This window comes from Bacillus inaquosorum KCTC 13429 (assembly GCF_000332645.1).
In the GTDB taxonomy this organism is placed as follows: Bacteria; Bacillota; Bacilli; order Bacillales; family Bacillaceae; genus Bacillus; species Bacillus inaquosorum.
This window is the reverse complement of record NZ_AMXN01000005.1, coordinates 217,808-238,818: the sequence shown is the minus strand read 5'-3', so window position 1 is coordinate 238,818 and position 21,011 is coordinate 217,808. Positions and strand designations below refer to the sequence as shown.

Genomic DNA, 21,011 nt, shown 5'->3' with positions numbered 1-21,011 from the left:
CCATGGCTGACGAGAAACAATGGACAGAAACAGGACTGGAAATAGCGGTAGTCGGTATGGCGGGCAAGTTTCCAGGCGCGGCAAACATTGATGAGTATTGGAGCAACATTTCAAAAGGAATAGAATCGGTCACTCAATTTACCGATGAAGAACTAAAAGAAGCCGGGGTAGATGAGACGCTGCTTCGTCAAGAGGCATATGTAAAAGCAAAACCGATCATTGATGAGGTTTCGGACTTTGACGCGGAGTTTTTCGGCTATTCACCGAGAGAAGCTGCCTTGATGGATCCGCAAATCAGACTCATGCATGAATGTACCTGGGAGGCGCTGGAGCATGCGGGCTGTGACGCTGAACGGTTTAACGGGCTGATCGGGCTGTATGCTGGTGCTTCCAGCAATTTGTCCTGGATGGGCCGTCATATGTCTTCTCTTCATAAGAATGAAGACGCTTTTCAAATCATGCATTTAAATGATTCGTCGTTTGCGTCACGAATCGCTTATAAACTTAATTTGAAAGGGCCGAGTGTATCAGTTCAAACCGCTTGCTCGACTTCTCTTGTCGCGATACATATGGCGTGCCAGGGCTTGATTGGAGGAGAATGTGACCTTGCATTAGCCGGAGGTGTTACCCTGAGCCTGCCGCATATATCTGGGTACCTTTATCAGGAAGGAATGATCTATTCAGCAGATGGTCATTGCCGTCCGTTTGACGAAAAGGCGAACGGAACCATTTTTGGTGAAGGAGCCGGAGTGGTGGCGTTAAAGCGATTGAAAGACGCACAAGCTGACGGTGATGTGATTTATGCGGTCATCAAGGGCTCTGCAATTAATAATGATGGAAACAATAAGGCTGGGTATACGGCTCCAAGTGCTGAAGGCCAGGCGAATGTCATTGCCACAGCTATGGAGATGGCGGAAACGGAACCGGAAAGCATTGGTTATGTTGAGGCCCACGGGACAGGAACGCCTGTCGGAGATCCGATTGAAATTGAGGCGCTGACCCGTGCTTTCAATACAGATAAAAAAGCATATTGCCGAATTGGTTCTGTCAAAGCGAATATCGGGCATCTGGACGCCGCCTCCGGGGTAGCGGGATTTATAAAAACCGTTATGATTCTCCATCATAAAATGCTGCCGCCCGCTTTTCACTATCAAAAATCGAACCCGCGCATCAAGTTTGAGAACACGCCGTTTTTTGTAAATACAGAGCTGACTGAATGGGAATCTCTGCAAGGGCCGAGAAGAGCCGGCGTGAGCGCCTTTGGAATCGGCGGCGCTAATGCTCACGTTGTCCTTGAAGAGCCCCCATCTCATACTGATGAAATGCCAGCCGGCGGTCCTGAGCTTGTTGTTCTTTCTGCGAGAACAAGGCAGGAGCTTACCCGTTCAATGGATCAATTGGCTGATTTTCTTCGCCGGAACCCGAAAGCGCCGCTGCCAGCCATAGCCCGTACGTTACAGCTTGGCAGAAAGCAATTCCAGTACAGAATCTCCTTTGTTGCTTCACATCAAAAGGATCTTCTTGATCAGCTTTCTGAACATCGGCATAAAAAACAAATCACCGAATCGGCGGTTGTTCCAAGCAGCACCATGTTTGTATTTGCGGGAGACGTTCAAGAGGGCTTTGGCCGATATGCACAGCTGTACCGCACGGAAAACCTGTTCAAAAAAGAAGTCGATGCTTGCCTTGAAAAGGTGCAAAATGCTTTTCAGCAGGATGTACTCAGCTTCTTTAAAGCATGTATTTCTGCTCCAGAAACGTACCGGGAAGAGGAAAATCTGGGATTGGTCCATGCGGTGTCGTTCATCATGGAATACGCCGCAGTCCGTTTCTTACAGCACATCGGCATAACACCAGACCGCTTTATCGGGCGGGGATTCGGGGAGTTTACGGCGGCCTGCGCGGCAGGGATGTTTTCCTTTGAAGAAGGGGCCGCAGCCGCATATAAACGCGGAGAGTTAATCAGTATGTCGCCGGCAGGAAAAATGCTCGGTGTCAGCCTGTCAGAACCGGATATCGTTCAATACTTAGAAAAATCATTATCCCTTGCGCTGATTGATGAGCGGTATTGTGCCGTCTCCGGTTTGCCAGAGGATGTGTATCAGCTGAAGGAGCGGCTTGAACAAAAAGGGATTGCTGCTGAGTTATTTGATGGGGATATCGCGTATCAATCGGATCTGCTGGTCGACGCTGCGGAAGAATTCATGCACTTCCTTGGCACGCTGGACATGAAGTCACCAGACATTCCAGTCGTTTCATCTGTCACTGGAAAAGTGATAACAGATGACGAAGCAGCGGATGCCAGTTATTGGGCCGGCCAAATCTGCAAGCCGATACGGTTTTTTGAACACATCTCGTCTTGTTTGCGGGAGGAACCTGCTATTTGCATAGACCTGCGTTTGACTCAGGGGGCATCAGTGTTTACAGAGCGCCAATCAATTGGCATGACAGGTGATCTCGGCACACAAGGACACACAGACGTTTTAAAGTTACATATATACGGAGCGTTGTGGAGTCTCGGGTCTGAGGTTGATTTCAGCGTCCTGCATGAACCTCAGCATAATAAAAGGTTAGCTCTGCCGACTTACCCTTTTACAAAGCAGCATTTCCCGTTGCCTGACGGCTTAGTACGGGCTGAACTTGAAGAAGATGAGCCTCACCAGCCGGCAGAACCGTTTCGTGCAATGCCGTTATCTGCTATTGAAAAGACAATCAGAGAAATTGTCATAAAGCATTTTGGATTCAATGAGCTTGACGATGATGCGCCGTTTTTTGAGCTGGGGGCTACGTCGCTTGATATCTCTCAATTAGCGGCAAAATTAACAGATCAGTTGAATTGGAAGGTGGAACCAGTTCTGCTTTATCAATTTGCCGCAGTTCGCAGCCTGGCGAAGCATCTTCATCAACAGGTTCAAACGAAGGCCGGGCAGCCAGAAATGACGCAGCATCAAAAGGTGTCGCAAAGCCGTCTGAACGGTCAGGGATCTGATATCGCGATTATCGGTATGGCAGGGCGTTTTCCGGGAGCCGGCAATTTGGATGAGTTTTGGAATAATCTCGTAAACGGCAAAGAAACTATCAGCTTCTTTACGGATGAAGAATTAAAAGCGTCAGGCATTGATGACCAGCTCTTGCAGCACCCCGATTATGTAAAAGCGAAGGGGATCATCGAGAACTCTGATATGTTTGATGCGGATTTTTTCCAATATTCCTCAAGAGAAGCAGAATTGATGGATCCGCAATTCAGGCTTTTACATGAATGTGCCTGGGAGGCCTTAGAAGATGCGGGCTGCGACCCTGAGCGGACAACAGGGAAAATCGGCGTCTACACTGGGACAAGCCCGAACCTCGAATGGATTACACGTTTCGCAGGGAAACTGGATGGGACTGAACAGTTTAGCTCCATGCTGTTAAATGACAGAGAATTTTTCAGTACCCAGCTTGCTTATAAATTAAACCTGCATGGGCCGAGCATCACAATGCAAACAGCCTGCTCCACTTCTTTAGTCAATATTGGAGCGGCATGTCAAGCGCTGCAAAACGGAGCATGTGACGCGGCGCTTGCGGGAGGCGTAACTGTCAGCACACCTTTGCGGTCAGGCTATGTTTATCAGGATGGCATGATTCAATCACCTGATGGGCATTGCCGTCCTTTTGATGAGGATGCAGGCGGCACAGTTTTTGGCGATGGCGCGGGGATTGTCGTTTTAAAAAGATATGAGGACGCCGTTAAAGAAGGGCATACCATTTATGCGGTCATAAAAGGGGTCGGAATGAATAATGACGGAAGCCGAAAAGTTGGTTTTACCGCCCCGAGCGTAGAAGGCCAGGCCGAAGTGTTAAAGAATGCATATGAGAATGCAGGGATTGATCCGAACACAGTAGGGTATATCGAAGCTCACGGAACCGGTACAAAAATGGGTGATCCAATCGAAATGGAAGCGCTGAGCCAGGTTTTTAAAAGTGGCAGGCCAATGTCAATTCCAATCGGGTCAGTGAAAAGCAATGTTGGACATTTAAACAGCGCTGCCGGGATTGCCGGACTCTTTAAGGCCGTTTTATCGCTAAAACATAAAACAATTTTGCCAAGCTTGAACTACACAACACCTAATCCGCATATTCATTTTGACCGGACGCCATTTTATGTCAATACCGAAGCGACATACTGGAAGGAATCCGCTGATCCAAGGCGGGCGGGTGTCAGCTCCTTCGGAATTGGCGGCACAAATGCGCACATTGTACTGGAAGAAGAGCCGGAGTCAGGCAGAGAAGCTTCCGAGAGCCAGCGGCATTTGCTAGTTCTGTCAGCAAAAACAGACACAGCCTTAGAGCAGATGACAAATCGATTGAAGGAATTTCTTCGAACGCATCCAAACGTTCCGTTAGAGGATGTGGCATACACCTTGCAAGTTGGCAGAAAACAATTTTCATACCGAAAAGCGGTCGTGCTCTCAAAATCAACGGAATGGGAAAGCGGTGCAGAGCTCACAGCCTATCAAAGACACAGCGGGCGCCCGACTGCCTTTATGTTCTCCGGGCAAGGCTCTCAGTATATTGATATGATGAAAGATTTATATGAAGCTGAACCTGTATTTCAGAAAGAAGCGGACCGCTGTTTTGCCTTCGCACAGAAGTCACAACAAATTGATTTGAAGGCGATCGTCTTCCCAGATTCAAATGATGGGGCGAAGCTGACGGAGACCGCTGTTGTGCAGCCGCTGCTGTTCATCTTTGAATACGCGCTCGCAAAGCTGCTGCAAAGTGCAGGCATCTCACCGGATTATATGATTGGACACAGCATTGGTGAATACACTGCTGCATGCCTGTCAGGCGTGTTCTCATTAGACACGGCTTTAACGCTCGTAATGGAGCGGGGAAGGCTGATGCAGCAGCTGGAATCTGGAGCAATGATGAGTGTTCAGCTATCAGAGGAAGAGCTGCAGCCGCTGCTTACGAACAGTCTGTCACTTGCGGCTGTCAATGCTCATGACTTATGCGTAGTATCCGGAAAAAGCGAAGACATTGAGACGTTTGCGGTTCTCCTTGAAGAAAAGGGCGTTGCCGGCCGCCAGCTGCATACTTCTCACGCTTTTCATTCTTATATGATGGAACCCATTCTTGAGGAATTTGCCGCGATTGTAAAGCAACAGGATATGAACACCCCTCGGATTCCATTTGTTTCGAATGTAACGGGAACATGGATAACACCGGAACAAGCAGCAGACCCGGCTTATTGGTCTCAGCACTTAAGAGGCACAGTCCGCTTCCATGAAGGATTAGAACAGATTTTGAGTGACGATAACGTTCTGTTAATAGAAGTCGGACCGGGCAGCACGTTAAGCACATTTGCCAGAAGGCATAAGAAGAGATCTAGCCAGCATGACATCGTCAATCTCGTCAGACATGTTCAAGAACCAGCGCATGATCATTCCTATTTCTTGAAGAAATTAGGTCAGCTTTGGGTCTGCGGCTGTGAAATTGACTGGAGGCAGTATGGCGGTGATAAGCCTAAGCGTCTGATATCGCTTCCGCCTTATCCTTTTGAGAAAAAACGCTATTGGATAGAAGCGGCTGACAATGCGGCTGCTTTCACCGCAGTTGATGAATGGAATAAAAAGAAACCGATGGATCAATGGTTCTATCTGCCGTCATGGGAAAGAAAGATCAAGTCCGCTGACAGCCGAAAGAAAGAGCAGCCAGCTGAAAGCGGAAAAACCCTGGTTTTCCATGAAGGAACAGCCTTTGGAGATCGGCTGGTGCAAGCGATACGCCGCCAAGGACATGAGACCGTAATTGTCACGAGAGACCGGCAATTCAAAAAAATAAACAGCGGATTGTATGTCATCAATCCAGCTGATGGGACACATTATGAGCGTTTATTTTCTTCACTTGCTTCAGACGGGCTACTTCCAAACTGTATGATGCATCTGTGGAGTGTTTCGGAGCAAGGGGAATCCTCCAAAACTTTCAGCACGTACAGTGAACACGGCTATTATAGTTTGATTTTCACTGCACAGGCGGCATCTAATCAAAAACAAATGAACGAATGTAATATGTTTGTGCTGACAAGCGGGATTCATGAGGTGACTGGAGAAGAACAAATCAATGCTGAAAAATCGACGATTTTGGGGCCGTTGAAAGTCATCCCGCAGGAATATAACCATTTGAAGTGCTGGAACATCGACATTCCTCCTTTACCGGATACATTGACATGGAAAGAAGAGGAGTTGATTGACCAAATCCTGACGGAAACTGATGCAGCGGGCGAGGATCAAATTATCGCATACCGAAACCGCCGCCGATGGGTGCAGATGTATCAGCCTGTTCAGTTAAATAAAGCGTCCGGCTTGCCGAATATGATCCGCCCGAAAGGTGTTTATCTTATTACGGGAGGGCTTGGCGGAATCGGATTTGTGTTATCAAAGCTGCTTGCACAAGAAGGAAACGTCCGTCTGATTCTGACAGGAAGAAGTGAACTTCCGCAGCGCAGCCAGTGGGAAAGCTGGTGCGAGAAACATGAGGAAGATGATCCGATTAAGGCGAAAATCCTGAAAATAAAAGAATTGGAACGGTTAGGCGCAAAGGTGACAGCTCTTCAGGCAGATGCGGGAAGCCTGTCGGATATGCAGGCTGTTATGAGAAAGGTTCATACTGAGTTTGGCCAGCTGAACGGCGTCTTTCACGCTGCCGGGCTTCCGGGAAGTTCGTCTTTCAGGGCGATTACAGATATACCTGCAACGATTGAAGGCGGAGAAGACCAGTTCCAGTCTAAAGTCAGAGGATTGAAAGTGCTTGAATCTCTATTAGAAAACGAAAATATAGATTTTTGTTTCTTATTTTCATCGATTAGTGCTTTGCTTGGAGGTCTCGGTTTCTCAGCTTATTCTGCAGCGAATATTTATATGGATGCTTTTGCGGCGAGGGTAAATCAGCGCAGCAAGACTCCTTGGGTTTGCGTGAACTGGGATGCATGGAACTTCTGGGGCCAGCTTGAATCTACTATCGGAGAATCTATTGCTGAACTTGCCATTTTGCCTGAAGAAGGAGCAGCTCTTTTTCAATATGTGCTGTCAGATATCAACAATCGCCATTTATTAGTTTCAACAGGTGATTTGGGACACAGAATGAAGCAATGGATATCCATGAATGCCGATAGCATAGCGAAAGAGGAGAAGAAGACGGGCGCCTTACACACCCGACCTGAATTGAATAATCCGTATGTCGCCCCCCGCAACAAAACAGAACAGGTCATATGCGGCATTTGGCAAGATTTCATGGGTCTGGAGCAAGTCGGCATACATGATAACTTTTTTGATTTGGGAGCCAGCTCTTTAGACATTGTACAAGTGACAAACCGTTTAAATAAAGAATTGGGAACCAACGAGGCTGTGGTGACTTTATTCACATACCCGTCTGTAGCTGCTTTAGCGCAATTTATCAGTCCTGATCAAGAAGAAAGTGAAGAGGAGAAAGAAGAAATGGCGGCTGTATCCAAGGGACAGAGAAAAACGCGGATACGCAATCAGCGAGATAAAAGATTGAGAGGCGGCGAATAGAATGAGTAATTCTCATTATGCGAATCATGGAGCTGAAATTGCGGTAATCGGTATGGCAGGCCGATTTCCGGGAGCAAAAAACGTGCAGGAGTTTTGGAGCAATTTAAAAAATGCGAAAGAGACGATTTCTTTTTTCACTGATGAGGAGCTGAGAGAAGAGGGGGTTAATGAAGAACTGCTGAATGATCCGCGATTTGTCAAAGCAAAAGGAATTGTGGAGGATGTAGATCTGTTTGATGCCGGCTTCTTTGATTATACGCCGAAGGAAGCTGCCATGATGGATCCGCAGTTCCGTATCTTTCATGAATGCGTGTGGACGGCCTTGGAAGACGCCGGCTACGATCCTTTCACTTATAAAGGGCAGATCGGCCTTTATACCGGAGCGGGCCTCAATGCAGAATGGGTGCTGAGGGCTCTTCAGGGAGCAAAGTCTGGAGAAGACTCAAAGACGCTGGAAACAGCCGTTTTGAATATGAGAGATTACATGGCAACACTTATTTCTTATAAGCTTAACCTGAAAGGGCCGAGCATGATGGTGCAGACTGCTTGCTCAACCTCGATGGTCTCTATTCACCTTGCTGCTCAGGCTTTGTTAAATGGGGACTGCCATATGGCGGTTGCAGGCGGAGTCTCTATCCGCCTCCCGCAAAAATCCGGGTATCTCTACCAAGAAGGTATGATCCATTCTCCAGACGGGCATTGCCGCGTCTTTGATGATGAGGCGGCAGGCACAGTATTTGGAGACGGGGCAGGAGCGGTCATTTTAAAAACGCTTGAAGATGCTGAAGCAGACGGAGATCATATTTATGCAGTAATAAAAGGTACTGCGATCAATAATGACGGCAGCAGAAAGGTTGGATATACAGCGCCGAGCACCAAAGGCCAGGTAACAGCGATCAAAACAGCCCTGCACATGGCCGAGGTGGAGCCTGAAACCATTACCTATGTCGAGGCTCACGGCACAGGGACGACACTCGGTGATCCGATAGAAATTGAAGCATTAAAACAAGCTTACCAAACGGACCGTCGCGGCTACTGCAGAATTGGTTCTGTCAAATCCAACATCGGTCATTTAAATGATGCGTCTGGTGTAGCTGGATTTATGAAAGCAGTTCTAAGCTTAAAGCATAAAGTGATTCCGCCGACTCTGAATTTCGAAAAGCCAAACGCCAAAATCGATTTTGAGCAATCACCATTTGTCGTCAATACGAAACTCACCCCTTGGGAAGAAAATGAGTTCCCGCGCAGAGCGGGCGTTAGCTCATTTGGCATTGGGGGAACAAATGCCCATGTCATTTTAGAGGAAGCGCCGGCACAGCAAAAGGCAGCGGAAAGACATGACGCTGAACTCTTATTGCTGTCAGCCAAAACACCGGCCGCTTTAAACAGCATGACAGACCGGCTGTCAAACTATTTCGTGAAAAATCCGCAGGCCAATTTGGCAGACGCGGCATATACCCTCAAAGTAGGGCGTCATTCGTTTCCTTATAAAAAAGCGATTGTGGCAGCGGATGTGCCTGAGCTTCTTCAGGCTATTCATGAAAATGACTATGAGTCTGTTAAAACCGGCAGCTCTCAATCTGCAAGCCGGCCCGTTGTCTTTCTTTTTCCGGGACAGGGGGCGCAGTATGTTGATATGGCTAAAGGGCTTTACGATACTGTACCGATTTTTAAGGAAGAGCTCGATGCCTGTTTTGACATATTAAAAAATCATATGGACACAGATCCGCGCACGGTGCTTTTCTCTGACAATAATCAGCATGATGCAAAACTGATTAACCAAACTGAATATACGCAGCCTCTGCTGTTCTGTATCGAATATTCACTTGCAAAAATGCTGATCCACTGGGGAATTAAGCCGAAAGCAATGGCGGGACACAGCATCGGTGAGTATACGGCTGCAGCCATTTCCGGTGTGCTCTCATTGGAAGATGCTCTTGACATCGTCAGCTATCGAGGGGCAGCACTCCAAAATCTGCCGTCCGGTTCTATGCTTAGCGTTTCCTTAAGCGAAGCAGACATCAAACCGTATACAGACGGAACCATTTCAATCGCTGCTGTGAATGCATCGAATTCATGTGTTGTATCAGGAGAATCAAGTGCGATTGATGCATTGGAAAGGAAGCTGAACGCGGAAGGACACAGCTGCAGAAAGCTTCATACATCACATGCCTTCCATTCGTATATGATGGAACCGGTTTTAGAAAGCATGAAACAAAAGCTCTCAGCCTATCAATTTAAAAAACAAAAGATCCCGTTTGTCTCAAATGTAACCGGAGACTGGATCACTGATGAGGAAGCTGGAGATCCGTCATATTGGGCTGATCACTTGCGGGGAACCGTCAGATTTATGAACTGCGCAAAACGCTTAAAAGAAGAACTGGATCCAATTTTTATAGAGGTTGGCCCTGGAAATGCGCTGCGTTCGTTTGTCAGCAAATTGTATCAGGCAGAGGACAAGCAGCACATTGCAATCCAGCTGATGAGGCATCCAAAGGAGGCAGCTTCTGATTACCGTTACTTGCTGAGCAGACTGGGTGAGATGTGGCTGCACGGGGTGCCGGTCGATTGGACAGCTTTTTATGATCAGGAGCAATGCCAGCTTATTCCGCTTCCAACGTATCCTTTCGAAAGAGAAAGATATTGGATTGGCCGGACAAATGAACAGTCGGGAACACCGGTGGCAGAAAATTTTCAGCTTTTGGTGCCTGAGCAAGCAAATGACGGGCAGACAGCGGATACAGAATCAGATGTTCAATTTAATGAGACAGAGGCAGTCTTGGCAGCTATGTGGAAGGACATTCTCGGAGTCAAGCGTGTCACATTAGATACCCATTTCTTTGAAACAGGCGGGCATTCATTGAACGCCACTGGTCTGATTTCCCGCATTCACAAGGAATTTGGAGCGGAGCTTACGCTAAGCGACGTGTTCCAGCACCCGACAATCCGTGCGCTTGCCGCACTTATTGAGCGCTCTGACCGAAATCAATATACATCCATTCAGCCTTCAGAGAAAAAAGACGTATACAGGCTGTCAGCAGCACAGCGGAGAACGTATTTGATTCATCAGAGAATCGGGCAAGTCACCACATATAACATGCCGATGGCTCTTTTGTGCTTCGGAAAAATTGATGCCGCCCGCTTCGAGGACACATTCAAAAAGCTGATCGAAAGGCATGAAACACTGCGTACAACGTTTGAAATTAAGGATGGAGAACCTGTGCAGAGAATCCATCAGAACTTTGATTTTTCGATTGAACAAACCGAAGCGAAAATGGATGAGCTTGATGACGAAATCAGTTCATTTATACGGCCATTTGATCTTAAGGTCTCTCCATTAATTCGGGTGAAATTCGTCAAAATTGAGGAAGAAAAACATGCGTTGCTTGTTGATATGCATAATATTGTGGCGGACGGCGCCTCGATGAATATTTTTATAAAAGAATTTACCCAATTATATAGAGGGGAACAGCTCCCGGAAAAAATCATTCAGTATAAAGATTATGCGGAGTGGCAGCAGACATTTTTTAATAGTGACATGTTTAAACGCCAAAAAGAGTATTGGCTGAAGCAGCTTGAGGGTGAAGTGCCTGTGCTGAATATGCCTCTTGATTATGAACGAAAGGAACAAAGCTTTTTAGGTAGGGCAATTAAGTTTACAATCCCGCCTCGCGTTTTAGAAAAGCTTGAGAAAATCGGAGAGGCGCAGCAGCTGACCAACAATGTCATCCTGTTTCAGCTCTATGCCATGCTTTTGTCCAGCTATACAAAACAGCAGGAGCTGATGATTGGGTCATTGGTGGCAGGCCGGCGACATGCGGATATTGAGAATACGATCGGCATGTTTACAAACTTTTTGCCGATCAAAATTCATTTGAATCCTGAAGAGTCGTTTGCCGGCAACCTTCAACACACAAAACAAACTCTGCTTGAAGCTTATGACCACCAGGATTATCCATACGATCAAATGGCAGAAGCGCTGCAGCCGGTGATCAAGCCGAACCGCAACCCTTTCTTTGATACCATGCTGATCTATCACAATGAGTATGACCCGAATATAAAAATAGAGGCTGGCGGATTAACATTTGAAACATACGAATTCGCAAAGGGCATTTCAAAGCTTGATATGAAAATGGACGTCGTGAAGGAAGTGACGGGAGAGCTTAAATGTGTGCTTCAATACAACCGGTCCCTTTTCACTCATGAATCCATGCAGGCATTTGTTTCTCATTTTATCTCTCTTGCTGAAAAAGCTGCAGAAGAGCCTGAAAAACGCATAAAGGACATTCCGGTGCTGAGCCAAAAAGAGCAGGAAGAGGCCGAGCGGAAAAGGGAGAGAGAGTCAAACCGAGTCATCTCGTGCCCATTAACCATTTGTTCCAATTTTACGGCTGATCCGATTGTGCCTTACCTAAAATGGTGGGGCGAACAGTTTGATATCAATCTAGATATAAAGCTGTCTCCTTACGGTCAGGTGTTTCAAGAATTGCTTAATGAAGAAAGCTTGCTGTCACGGCAAAAAAATGGTGCCAATCTGCTGTTGATTCGCCTTGAGGATATGGCAGGGGATTCAGGTCTTTCTTTGGAAGAAAGAATGGCTCACGTTCAATATAATTCAGATGAACTGCTCGCCATCATGAAACAAAAGAAAAAGGAAGTGCCTTATTTCATTGGATTGCTTCCGCTGGAAAATGTGAAAGAGCAGGAGCTCCGGGACATCCTTGTGCAATCCCAGCAGAATTGGATCGCGCAGCTTGCTGGAGAAACGGATGTACATTTGATTGATCTCCGCCAGCTGCATCAAACATACCAGCTTGATGCCATATTTGACCCGCAAAGTGAAAGAGCGGCAAGAATACCGTTTACTGAAGAATTTTATGCGGCGATGGGAACACGGGTGGCACGTGAGTTTGCGGCATGGCTCAAACCGCCATTTAAAGCGGCCGCCATCGATTGTGACGGCACTTTGTGGAGCGGTACCGTGTCTGAAGCTGGTGCGGAAGGGGTCATGATTACTCCTGCCCACCGAGCGCTGCAGCAATTTTTAAAGAGAAAACAAGAAGAGGGTCTGCTCCTTGTGCTTTCAAGCAGAAATAATGAAGAAGACGTCTGGAATGTGTTTGAACGTCATCCAGATATGATTTTGAAGAAAGAGGACTTTGTCCTGTCCCGCATTAATTGGAATGAGAAAGCCAGAAACATGAAAGAAATGGCCGATGAGCTGAACATTTCAGTGGATCGGTTCATATTCTTAGATGATGATCCGGCTCAATGCCTGGAAATGAACGAACGCCTGCCAGAGGTTCTGACCTTGCTTCTGCCGTCTGATACAGATTCTATTCCGATGTTCTTAGACCATGTCTGGGCATTTGACAGGTTCAGAGTGACAGAAGCTGATCAAAAGCGCACGGAACGATATTTGGCAGCGCAAGAAAGAAAAATAGATTTGAATACGTCCCGTTCGCTTGAAGAATTTCTTTCCGGCTTACACTTGCGTATCGCCTTGACTGAGATGACAGAAGAGCATTTGCCGCGAGTTGCTCAGATGAGTGCGAGAATTAATCAGTTCAATATGAATCCGTCAGTCTATCGTGAAGAGCAGCTTGCCCAGCGGCTCAATACGGACGGCCATATCGGCTGGATCGTTGAAGCAGCGGACAGATTCAGTGATGAAGGCATCGTCGGTGCAATCATGGGAATCCGAACAGAAGATTCATTAAAGCTAGATACTTTTCTGCTCAGCTGCCGCGCACTAGGCAAAGGAATTGAACATAAAGTGCTGTCAGGCCTTGCTTCATATGCACGGGATAAACAGCTTGCGACGTTGTCCTTGGAGTATAAGAAATCAGAAAAGAACCGGGCTTTTTCTGAGTTTTTGGCTGAGCATCGCTTTAAGGAAGAGGCTGGCCCGTTAAAAACGGTTTATCACATAACCGTCGATGAGGTAGAGGATCAAAGCGGACATATCGAATGGGCGTCCTCTTTACAGCCCGCGCCTCGTAAAAAGGCGAAAGTGATTGCTGATAACGTATTGCAATCCGCTTTAATGGAAAACACAAACGCTCATTGGGAAGTGCTGCATGCTGAAAAATCCTTGCATTCTCCATATTTAATGGCCTTAGATACCAATCAGCCGGAGCATTTGCGGGCTCTGTTAGTGAAGGAACATGTAGGAGCTGAAACAGAAGATAGCGGGCCGGAGACAGAACAGCAAAAAATCCTCTTGGATATTTGGAAGGAAATTCTCCACCTGGATTATGTAGGAATTGACAACGATTTCTTTGATTTAGGAGGAAATTCGCTGCTCGCTGTCAAAATGGAAGTAGAGATGGAAAAGAAAGGCTGGTATGTTGATGATTTGAATCTTGCGAAAAAACACACGATAAGGGAATTGTCTAAATATATGAAGAGGGAGAATCAGCATGCATAAAGATATTAAAGCAATATTTGATGAAGAAAAGGTTTTGGCAGAAGCTGCCGTTATATATGGATTTACTAGAGATCAAGTGCAGTTTTTAGCGGATGCGGAAAACTATGTGTATGAGTTTGCCAAAGACAATGAATCTTATATTTTAAAGATTACACACACGATTCGCCGGTCGCCGGATTACATTATGGGAGAGATGGAATGGCTCCATCATCTTGCTGAAGGCGGGCTTTCAGTCGCCAAACCGATCCCGTCGTTAAACGGTAAGGATGTTGAGGAAGTGCCGGACGGAAACGGCGGAGCATTTTTATTGAGAGTGTATGAAAAGGCGCCGGGTCATAAAGTAGACGAATCTGAGTGGAACGAAACCCTATTTTTCGAGCTTGGCAGATATACAGGGAAGATGCACAGCCTGACAAAAAGCTATAAACTGAGCAATCCAAGATTTAAAAGACAAGAGTGGGATGAAGAAGAGCAGTTGAAGCTCAGAAAATATGTCCCTGAAGATCAGACAAAGGTTTTTCAGCAAGCAGACGATTTAATGAATGAGTTGCGGCAACTGCCAAAAAACCGTGACAGCTACGGCCTTGTTCACGCAGATCTTCACCATGGTAATTTTAACTGGGATCATGGGAAGATCACTACATTTGATTTTGATGATATCGGGTACAACTGGTTTGTGAATGATATCAGCATTCTCCTCTACAATGTACTATGGTATCCGGTTGTCCCATATGAAAATAAAGCAGCCTTTACTGAAGAATTCATGACGCATTTTATGAAAGGGTACAGGGAGGAAAATGAAATTGCCGCCGAATGGCTCAAGAAAATCCCGGATTTCCTCCGCCTGCGCCATATGCTGATTTATGGATTGCTCCACCAAATGTTTGACCTTGATTCAATAGGAGAAGAAGAAAAAGAAATGCTGAAGGGATTCAGAAACGATATCGAAAATCAAACGCCGATAACCGAATTTGACTTTTCGAAGTTAGCTTAAGAAATTTGCGCCGATCCTTTCTGGGGCGGCGCTCCTTAATAAAAAAACTCCGGCAGTGAGCCGGAGTTTTTTATTTTTGTTCTAAAATGGCAAAAATGTTTTTTGCCTGCTGCGTATTGTCGATAAGCCCCTTCCATTTTTCTTTTCCCGGACCGTAAGCATAAACCGGTACGTCTTCCCCGGTGTGGGCTAACGTGGTCCAGCCTGAAAAAGATCGTTTATCAAAAATCAATTGAATGCTTTTTTGGACAGCGGCTGTATTCGATTGTGAGACTGCGTTTTTAACCTGATTGATCTCATTTTCCGTCAGCTTTATATCAATATAAGTGCTGAGCACTTTTTCGGCATCTTGGCCTTCAGCGATCTTCTCTGCCATATAGCCCGGCGTTTTTTTAGCGGCGATGATTGGGGAAGGATCCCATTTATAGCCGGTCTCGCGCGTCATTCCCTCTGCGCCGTAAGAGAACCCGCCTGTAGAGTGGTCAGCTGTAATAATAACCAGCGTTTCTTTATCTTTTTTCGCAAAATCCAGAGCAGCTTGAACACCTTTCTCGAAATCTTCCATTTCGCTCAAAGCGCCCACCACGTCATTTTCATGGGCTGCATTGTCAATATTGCTTCCTTCCAGAAGCATAAAAAAACCGTTTTCGTTCTTCTGTAACTGAGTGAGTGCCGCTTCTGTCATGTCTTTTAGAGAAGGTGTACTGTTCTCTCTGTCAATCGCTTTATCTAATTCTACTTCTCCAAACAGTCCGAGCAGCTTATCGTGCTGATTTTTTTTCAGGTCTTGCTTTGTGGTCACATAATGATAGCCGTCTTTTTGGAATTCTTCAGCAAGATTTCGGTCATTGCGAATGAAATATTTCGCTCCGCCTCCCAGTAAAACATCAACCTTATGAGATCCATTAATCCGTTCATCATAGTATTGGTCAGCAATTTCAGTGTAGTTTTTCCGTGAGATGTTATGTACGCCGAAAGCAGCGGGAGTGGCGTCGGTTAAGTCCGAAGTCACGACGAAGCCGACGGACTTCTTATTCTCCTTGGCAGCTTCTGTTACGCTTTTGAGCTGCTGATGATTGTTGTCTACAGCAATGGCATCGTTATATGTTTTCGTTCCGGTTGCCATGGCGGTTGCAGCAGCCGAAGAGTCAGTAATATTGTCTCTGGGATCGTTAGGATGTGTCATCTGCATGCCTGTTAAATAAGAGTCCCATGCTGTTTGGACGGGAGTGTTCAGCTTTTCGCTTTTTAATGTCCTATAGCTGTTAATCATTGGCATACCCATTCCGTCTCCGATGATTAAGATAATATTTTTCGGATTCTTGCTGCTGCTCTTGGATGATTGAGATTGAGGAGGGGATATGAATTCTGTTATGGCAAAAATACTTAAGAAAGCAGTCAAAATGAGGGCGACAGTTACTGTAAACCGGGCTTTGGTAATGAGGAACATCTCCTTTTATTATATTTATTTACTAATATGTATTTTATTTGAAAGTAATAGAGACTTCAATGTTTTTTTCGATGACAGCGAAAAGCCAATGGGATTCATGTCCCATTGGCTTTTATAATGTATCACACTTTACGCCGACTACGCCTTCAATGTCTTTAATGTCATAGTAGACATCTGTCGTATATCTGTTTTTATGGACGCGGACCTTTACTTCCATGATCGGAAATTCCTTTTCGCCCAGGTCGTCGATCCGGACGGAGTGTGTTTTGATATCTTTTCTTTTCATTTCTTTTAAAATCTCTGTCATTTTGTCCTTATCAGAAAGCGACATTCTGATGCGGATGTCTTTTTCCTGCAGGCGGTCGGGACCGATTTTTCTAACCACCCATGGCAGAAATTCTACGCTGATCAGGATGAACAGAAGACTGGCAAACGCTTCTTTATAAAATCCGGCTCCCGTTGCCAGCCCGAGCCCCGCAGCCCCCCAGATCATAGCCGATGTCGTCAGGCCGGAAATGACATCGTTGCTTTTCCGCAAGATGACACCAGCTCCGATAAACCCGACGCCGGAGATGATTTGTGCCGGCAGACGCAGCGGGTCCATCATGATGCGGTAGTATTTAGGGAAATGATATGCCGCATTAATACTGACGATCGTCAGCATGCATGAGCTGACGGCGATAACGATACAGGTTTTTAATCCGAGCGGCTTATTTTTTAATTCGCGCTCAAGCCCGATGACCATGCCAATCAACGTGGCAATGCCCAATTTTAATAAAATATCAGGATCAATGTACCAGCTCAACAGCAACTTCCCCCTTATCTAAGGTGTTTTTAAATAAATATGATTTTCTCACAGTATTTATAGCAAAACAAGGGCACAAAAGCCACCAAGCTGCGCTTGATGGCTTTTTGATTACTTTTTGCGTTTTAACAGCTTTTCCATAACACCAAATAATCGGTAAGAGGCTTTTGCAGGACGCTTTGTAATCATGCTGACAATGATGCCGGCAATCATACTGAGGATGAACCCAGGGATGATTTCGTACACGCCGGTTGATTTTGCCAGGCCGGTTGTAATCCAGATCAACACGGTCGCAGCCCCGACAATCATCGCAGCAAGCGCGCCCCATTCGTTCATCCGCTTCCAATACAGGCTTAGCAGAATCGCAGGCCCGAAAGCTGAACCGAAGCCGGCCCAAGCATATCCGACTAAATCAAGAATGGTGCTGCTCGGATTCAATGATAAGAGAACCGCTATAACGGCAATCACTAATACGGACAGACGCCCGATCATGACCAATTCTTTATCGGAAGCCTTTCGTCTGAAATACGTCCGGTATAAATCCTCTGTTACAGCACTTGCTGTTACCAAGAGCTGTGAGGAGATGGAACTCATGATCGCAGCTAAAATAGCTGACAATAGGAATCCTGTAATTAAAGGGTGAAACAAGATTTTAGAGAAGATAATGAATATCATCTCCGGATCTTTTACAGCAACTCCGAATTTATGGGCATAAGCAACACCGATCAAACCTGTCAGCACGGAACCGAGAACTGAAATGATCATCCAGCTCATGCCGATTCTGCGCGCAGGCTTTAAATCTTTAATGTTTTTAATGGCCATAAATCGGACGATAATATGAGGCTGGCCGTAGTAGCCCAAGCCCCAGGCTAAATAGGAAATAATGCTAATGACGCTCGCGCCTTTAAAGATATCCAATAAGTGTGGGTTAACAGCGCTGATTTCATGGAAAGTTGGAGTAACGCCGCCCACATGGGTAAAAGCAACGATCGGCACAAGCACTAGTGCTGCAAACATGATCGCACCCTGCACGAAGTCAGTCAGACTGACAGCAAGGAAACCGCCAAACAGTGTATATAACACGACTACTGCGGTAGTCAGAAACAAGCCTAATTTGTAATCCGCGCCAAAAGCAGATTCAAACAGCCGTCCGCCAGATACCATACCCGAAGAGGTATATAATGTGAAAAAGATCATGATAACCAAAGCAGATACGATTTTCAGCAGTGATGAAGAATGCTGGAATCGTTTATCAAAGAAATCAGGAATCGTAATGGCGTCATCTGCCGCTTCCGTATAAGCTCGCAGTCTTGGAGCCAGCAGCAAGTAGTTTGAGTACGCCCCGATTGTAAGCCCTAAAGCAAGCCATAAGGTTGACAGCCCTGTCGCAAACATCGCGCCGGGAACACCCATCAGCATCCATCCGCTCATATCCGCCGCGCCGGCAGACAAAGCAGTGACAAACGGTCCGAGACCTCTTCCTCCAAGCATGTAATCGTTGATGTCAGTGGTTTTCTTAAATGCATACCAGCCGATTAACAGCATGGCAATAAAGTAAATTCCTAACGATATAATAATTTCAATACTCACGTTTTACCCTCTCTTCATTTCTAATAATGTTGCATCACCTCTCAAATTGATGGTGCCAGTTAAGCAGCCTGGCGCAAGTGCAAACCGAAAGCAATTCTTTTGCGGGTGCACTTGGTAACTTAACCTAACAAAGTATTCCCGGCCATTCAAGCGATGAAACATGGATCATCAGAGGGAAATACCGCTGCTAACCTAGAAGGGAATAAAGATTAAAACGCTTTCAAAAAATAATTAAAGTAAAAATTTTCAGAAAAATATTTCGTTTCTCCTTCGCCTCTTTTTAGTATAAAATATATAGGGTATTGTCTCGAAAACACAGGCCTGTCCTAAGGCGTTTTGTTGCTTTAAAGGGCTTGTTTTTGATATGATCAGTATTATATGACTTAACGGAGAAATATGTGGAGGTGGATCATATGTCACGAATTTCAATAGAAGAAGTAAAGCACGTTGCGCACCTTGCAAGACTTGCGATTACTGAAGAAGAAGCAAAAATGTTCACTGAACAGCTCGACAGCATCATTTCATTTGCCGAGGAGCTTAATGAGGTCAACACAGACAATGTGGAACCTACAACTCACGTGCTGAAAATGAAAAATGTCATGAGAGAAGATGAAGCGGGTAAAGGTCTTCCGGTTGAGGATGTCATGAAAAATGCGCCTGACCATAAAGACGGCTATATTCGTGTGCCATCAATTCTGGACTAAAGGAGGGACACAAGAATGTCATTATTTGATCATAAAATCACAGAATTAAAACAGCTCATACATAAAAAAGAGATTAAGATTTCTGATCTGGTTGACGAATCTTATAAACGCATCCAAGCGGTTGATGATAAGGTACAAGCCTTTTTGGCATTAGATGAAGAAAGAGCGCGCGCGTACGCGAAGGAGCTTGATGAGGCGGTTGACGGCCGTTCTGAGCATGGTCTTCTCTTCGGTATGCCGATCGGCGTAAAAGATAATATCGTAACAAAAGGGCTGCGCACAACATGCTCCAGCAAAATTCTCGAAAACTTCGATCCGATTTACGATGCTACTGTCGTTCAGCGCCTTCAAGACGCTGAAGCGGTTACAATCGGAAAATTGAACATGGACGAATTTGCCATGGGATCATCTACTGAAAACTCAGCTTACAAGCTGACGAAAAACCCTTGGAATCTGGATACAGTTCCCGGCGGTTCAAGCGGCGGATCAGCGGCTGCGGTTGCTGCGGGAGAAGTTCCGTTCTCTCTTGGATCTGACACAGGCGGTTCCATCCGTCAGCCGGCATCTTTCTGCGGCGTTGTCGGATTAAAGCCTACATACGGACGTGTATCCCGTTACGGGCTGGTCGCATTTGCGTCTTCATTAGACCAAATCGGGCCGATTACCCGTACGGTTGAGGACAACGCATTCTTGCTTCAAGCGATTTCCGGTGTAGACAAAATGGACGCTACAAGCGCAAATGTGGACGTGCCTGATTTTCTTTCTTCATTAACTGGCGACATCAAAGGACTGAAAATCGCAGTTCCGAAAGAATACCTTGGTGAAGGTGTCGGCAAAGAAGCGAGAGAATCTGTTCTTGCCGCGCTGAAAGTGCTTGAAGGCCTCGGCGCTACATGGGAAGAAGTGTCTCTTCCGCACAGCAAATATGCGCTTGCGACATATTACCTGCTGTCATCTTCTGAAGCGTCGGCCAACCTTGCACGCTTTGACGGCATCCGCTACGGTTACCGCACAGACAACGCTGAAAACCTGATCGACCTTTACAAGCAAACGCGCGCTGAAGGTTTCGGAAATGAAGTCAAACGCCGCATCATGCTCGGAACGTTCGCTTTAAGCTCAGGCTACTACGATGCGTACTACAAAAAAGCGCAAAAAGTGCGTACTTTGATTAAGAAAGACTTCGAAGACGTATTTGAGAAATATGACGTCATTGTCGGACCGACGACACCGACACCTGCGTTTAAAATCGGTGAAAACACGAAAGATCCGCTCACAATGTACGCAAACGATATCTTAACGATTCCGGTCAACCTTGCCGGCGTACCGGGAATCAGCGTGCCATGCGGATTAGCAGACGGACTTCCGCTCGGCCTGCAAATCATCGGAAAACACTTTGACGAAAGCACTGTATACCGTGTTGCTCATGCATTTGAACAAGCGACAGACCATCATAAAGCAAAACCTGAATTGTAAGGGGTGAAA

General features: G+C 46.1%; 8 protein-coding genes. 5 read left to right on the top strand and 3 right to left on the bottom strand.

Annotated features, from left to right (window positions below; all coding sequences use genetic code 11):
• Window positions 1-2 precede the first annotated feature (2 nt).
• Genes BSI_RS06650 through BSI_RS06660 form a run of 3 tightly spaced genes read left to right on the top strand, consistent with a single transcriptional unit; the run spans window position 3 to window position 14,980 of the window.
• Window positions 3-7,556: a type I polyketide synthase gene (locus tag BSI_RS06650; RefSeq protein WP_003240108.1), complete on the top strand. Its 7,554-nt coding sequence runs from the start codon at window positions 3-5 to the stop codon at window positions 7,554-7,556.
• Between the two features lies 1 nt (window position 7,557).
• Window positions 7,558-13,986, top strand: a complete 6,429-nt coding sequence (locus BSI_RS06655; protein WP_003240106.1) for a type I polyketide synthase — start codon at window positions 7,558-7,560, stop codon at window positions 13,984-13,986.
• Window positions 13,979-14,980, top strand: a complete 1,002-nt coding sequence (locus BSI_RS06660; protein WP_003240104.1) for a phosphotransferase enzyme family protein — start codon at window positions 13,979-13,981, stop codon at window positions 14,978-14,980. The genes BSI_RS06655 and BSI_RS06660 overlap by 8 nt, the downstream gene beginning before the upstream one ends.
• A gap of 70 nt (window positions 14,981-15,050) precedes the next feature.
• Here BSI_RS06660 and BSI_RS06665 read toward each other — a convergent pair whose 3' ends face one another.
• The 3 genes from BSI_RS06665 to opuE form a co-directional block, all read right to left on the bottom strand.
• Window positions 15,051-16,430: an alkaline phosphatase gene (locus BSI_RS06665; RefSeq protein ID WP_050556898.1), complete on the bottom strand. Its 1,380-nt coding sequence runs from the start codon at window positions 16,428-16,430 to the stop codon at window positions 15,051-15,053.
• A 112-nt stretch (window positions 16,431-16,542) separates the two neighbouring features.
• Window positions 16,543-17,241 (bottom strand): MgtC/SapB family protein, encoded by a 699-nt coding sequence (locus BSI_RS06675; protein WP_080030870.1) that lies wholly within the window; start codon window positions 17,239-17,241, stop codon window positions 16,543-16,545.
• Between the two features lie 105 nt (window positions 17,242-17,346).
• Window positions 17,347-18,825, bottom strand: coding sequence for a proline transporter OpuE (opuE, locus tag BSI_RS06680; protein ID WP_003240097.1), 1,479 nt, complete (start codon window positions 18,823-18,825; stop codon window positions 17,347-17,349).
• 413 nt (window positions 18,826-19,238) lie between these two features.
• Here opuE and gatC point away from each other — a divergent pair, with 413 nt between their 5' ends.
• Entirely contained in the window at window positions 19,239-19,529 is a 291-nt protein-coding gene (gatC, locus tag BSI_RS06685) for an Asp-tRNA(Asn)/Glu-tRNA(Gln) amidotransferase subunit GatC (RefSeq protein ID WP_003219442.1), read from the top strand.
• A 15-nt stretch (window positions 19,530-19,544) separates the two neighbouring features.
• Complete coding sequence (gatA, locus tag BSI_RS06690; protein ID WP_003240095.1) at window positions 19,545-21,002, top strand: Asp-tRNA(Asn)/Glu-tRNA(Gln) amidotransferase subunit GatA; 1,458 nt, start codon at window positions 19,545-19,547, stop codon at window positions 21,000-21,002.
• Window positions 21,003-21,011: the final 9 nt, after the last annotated feature.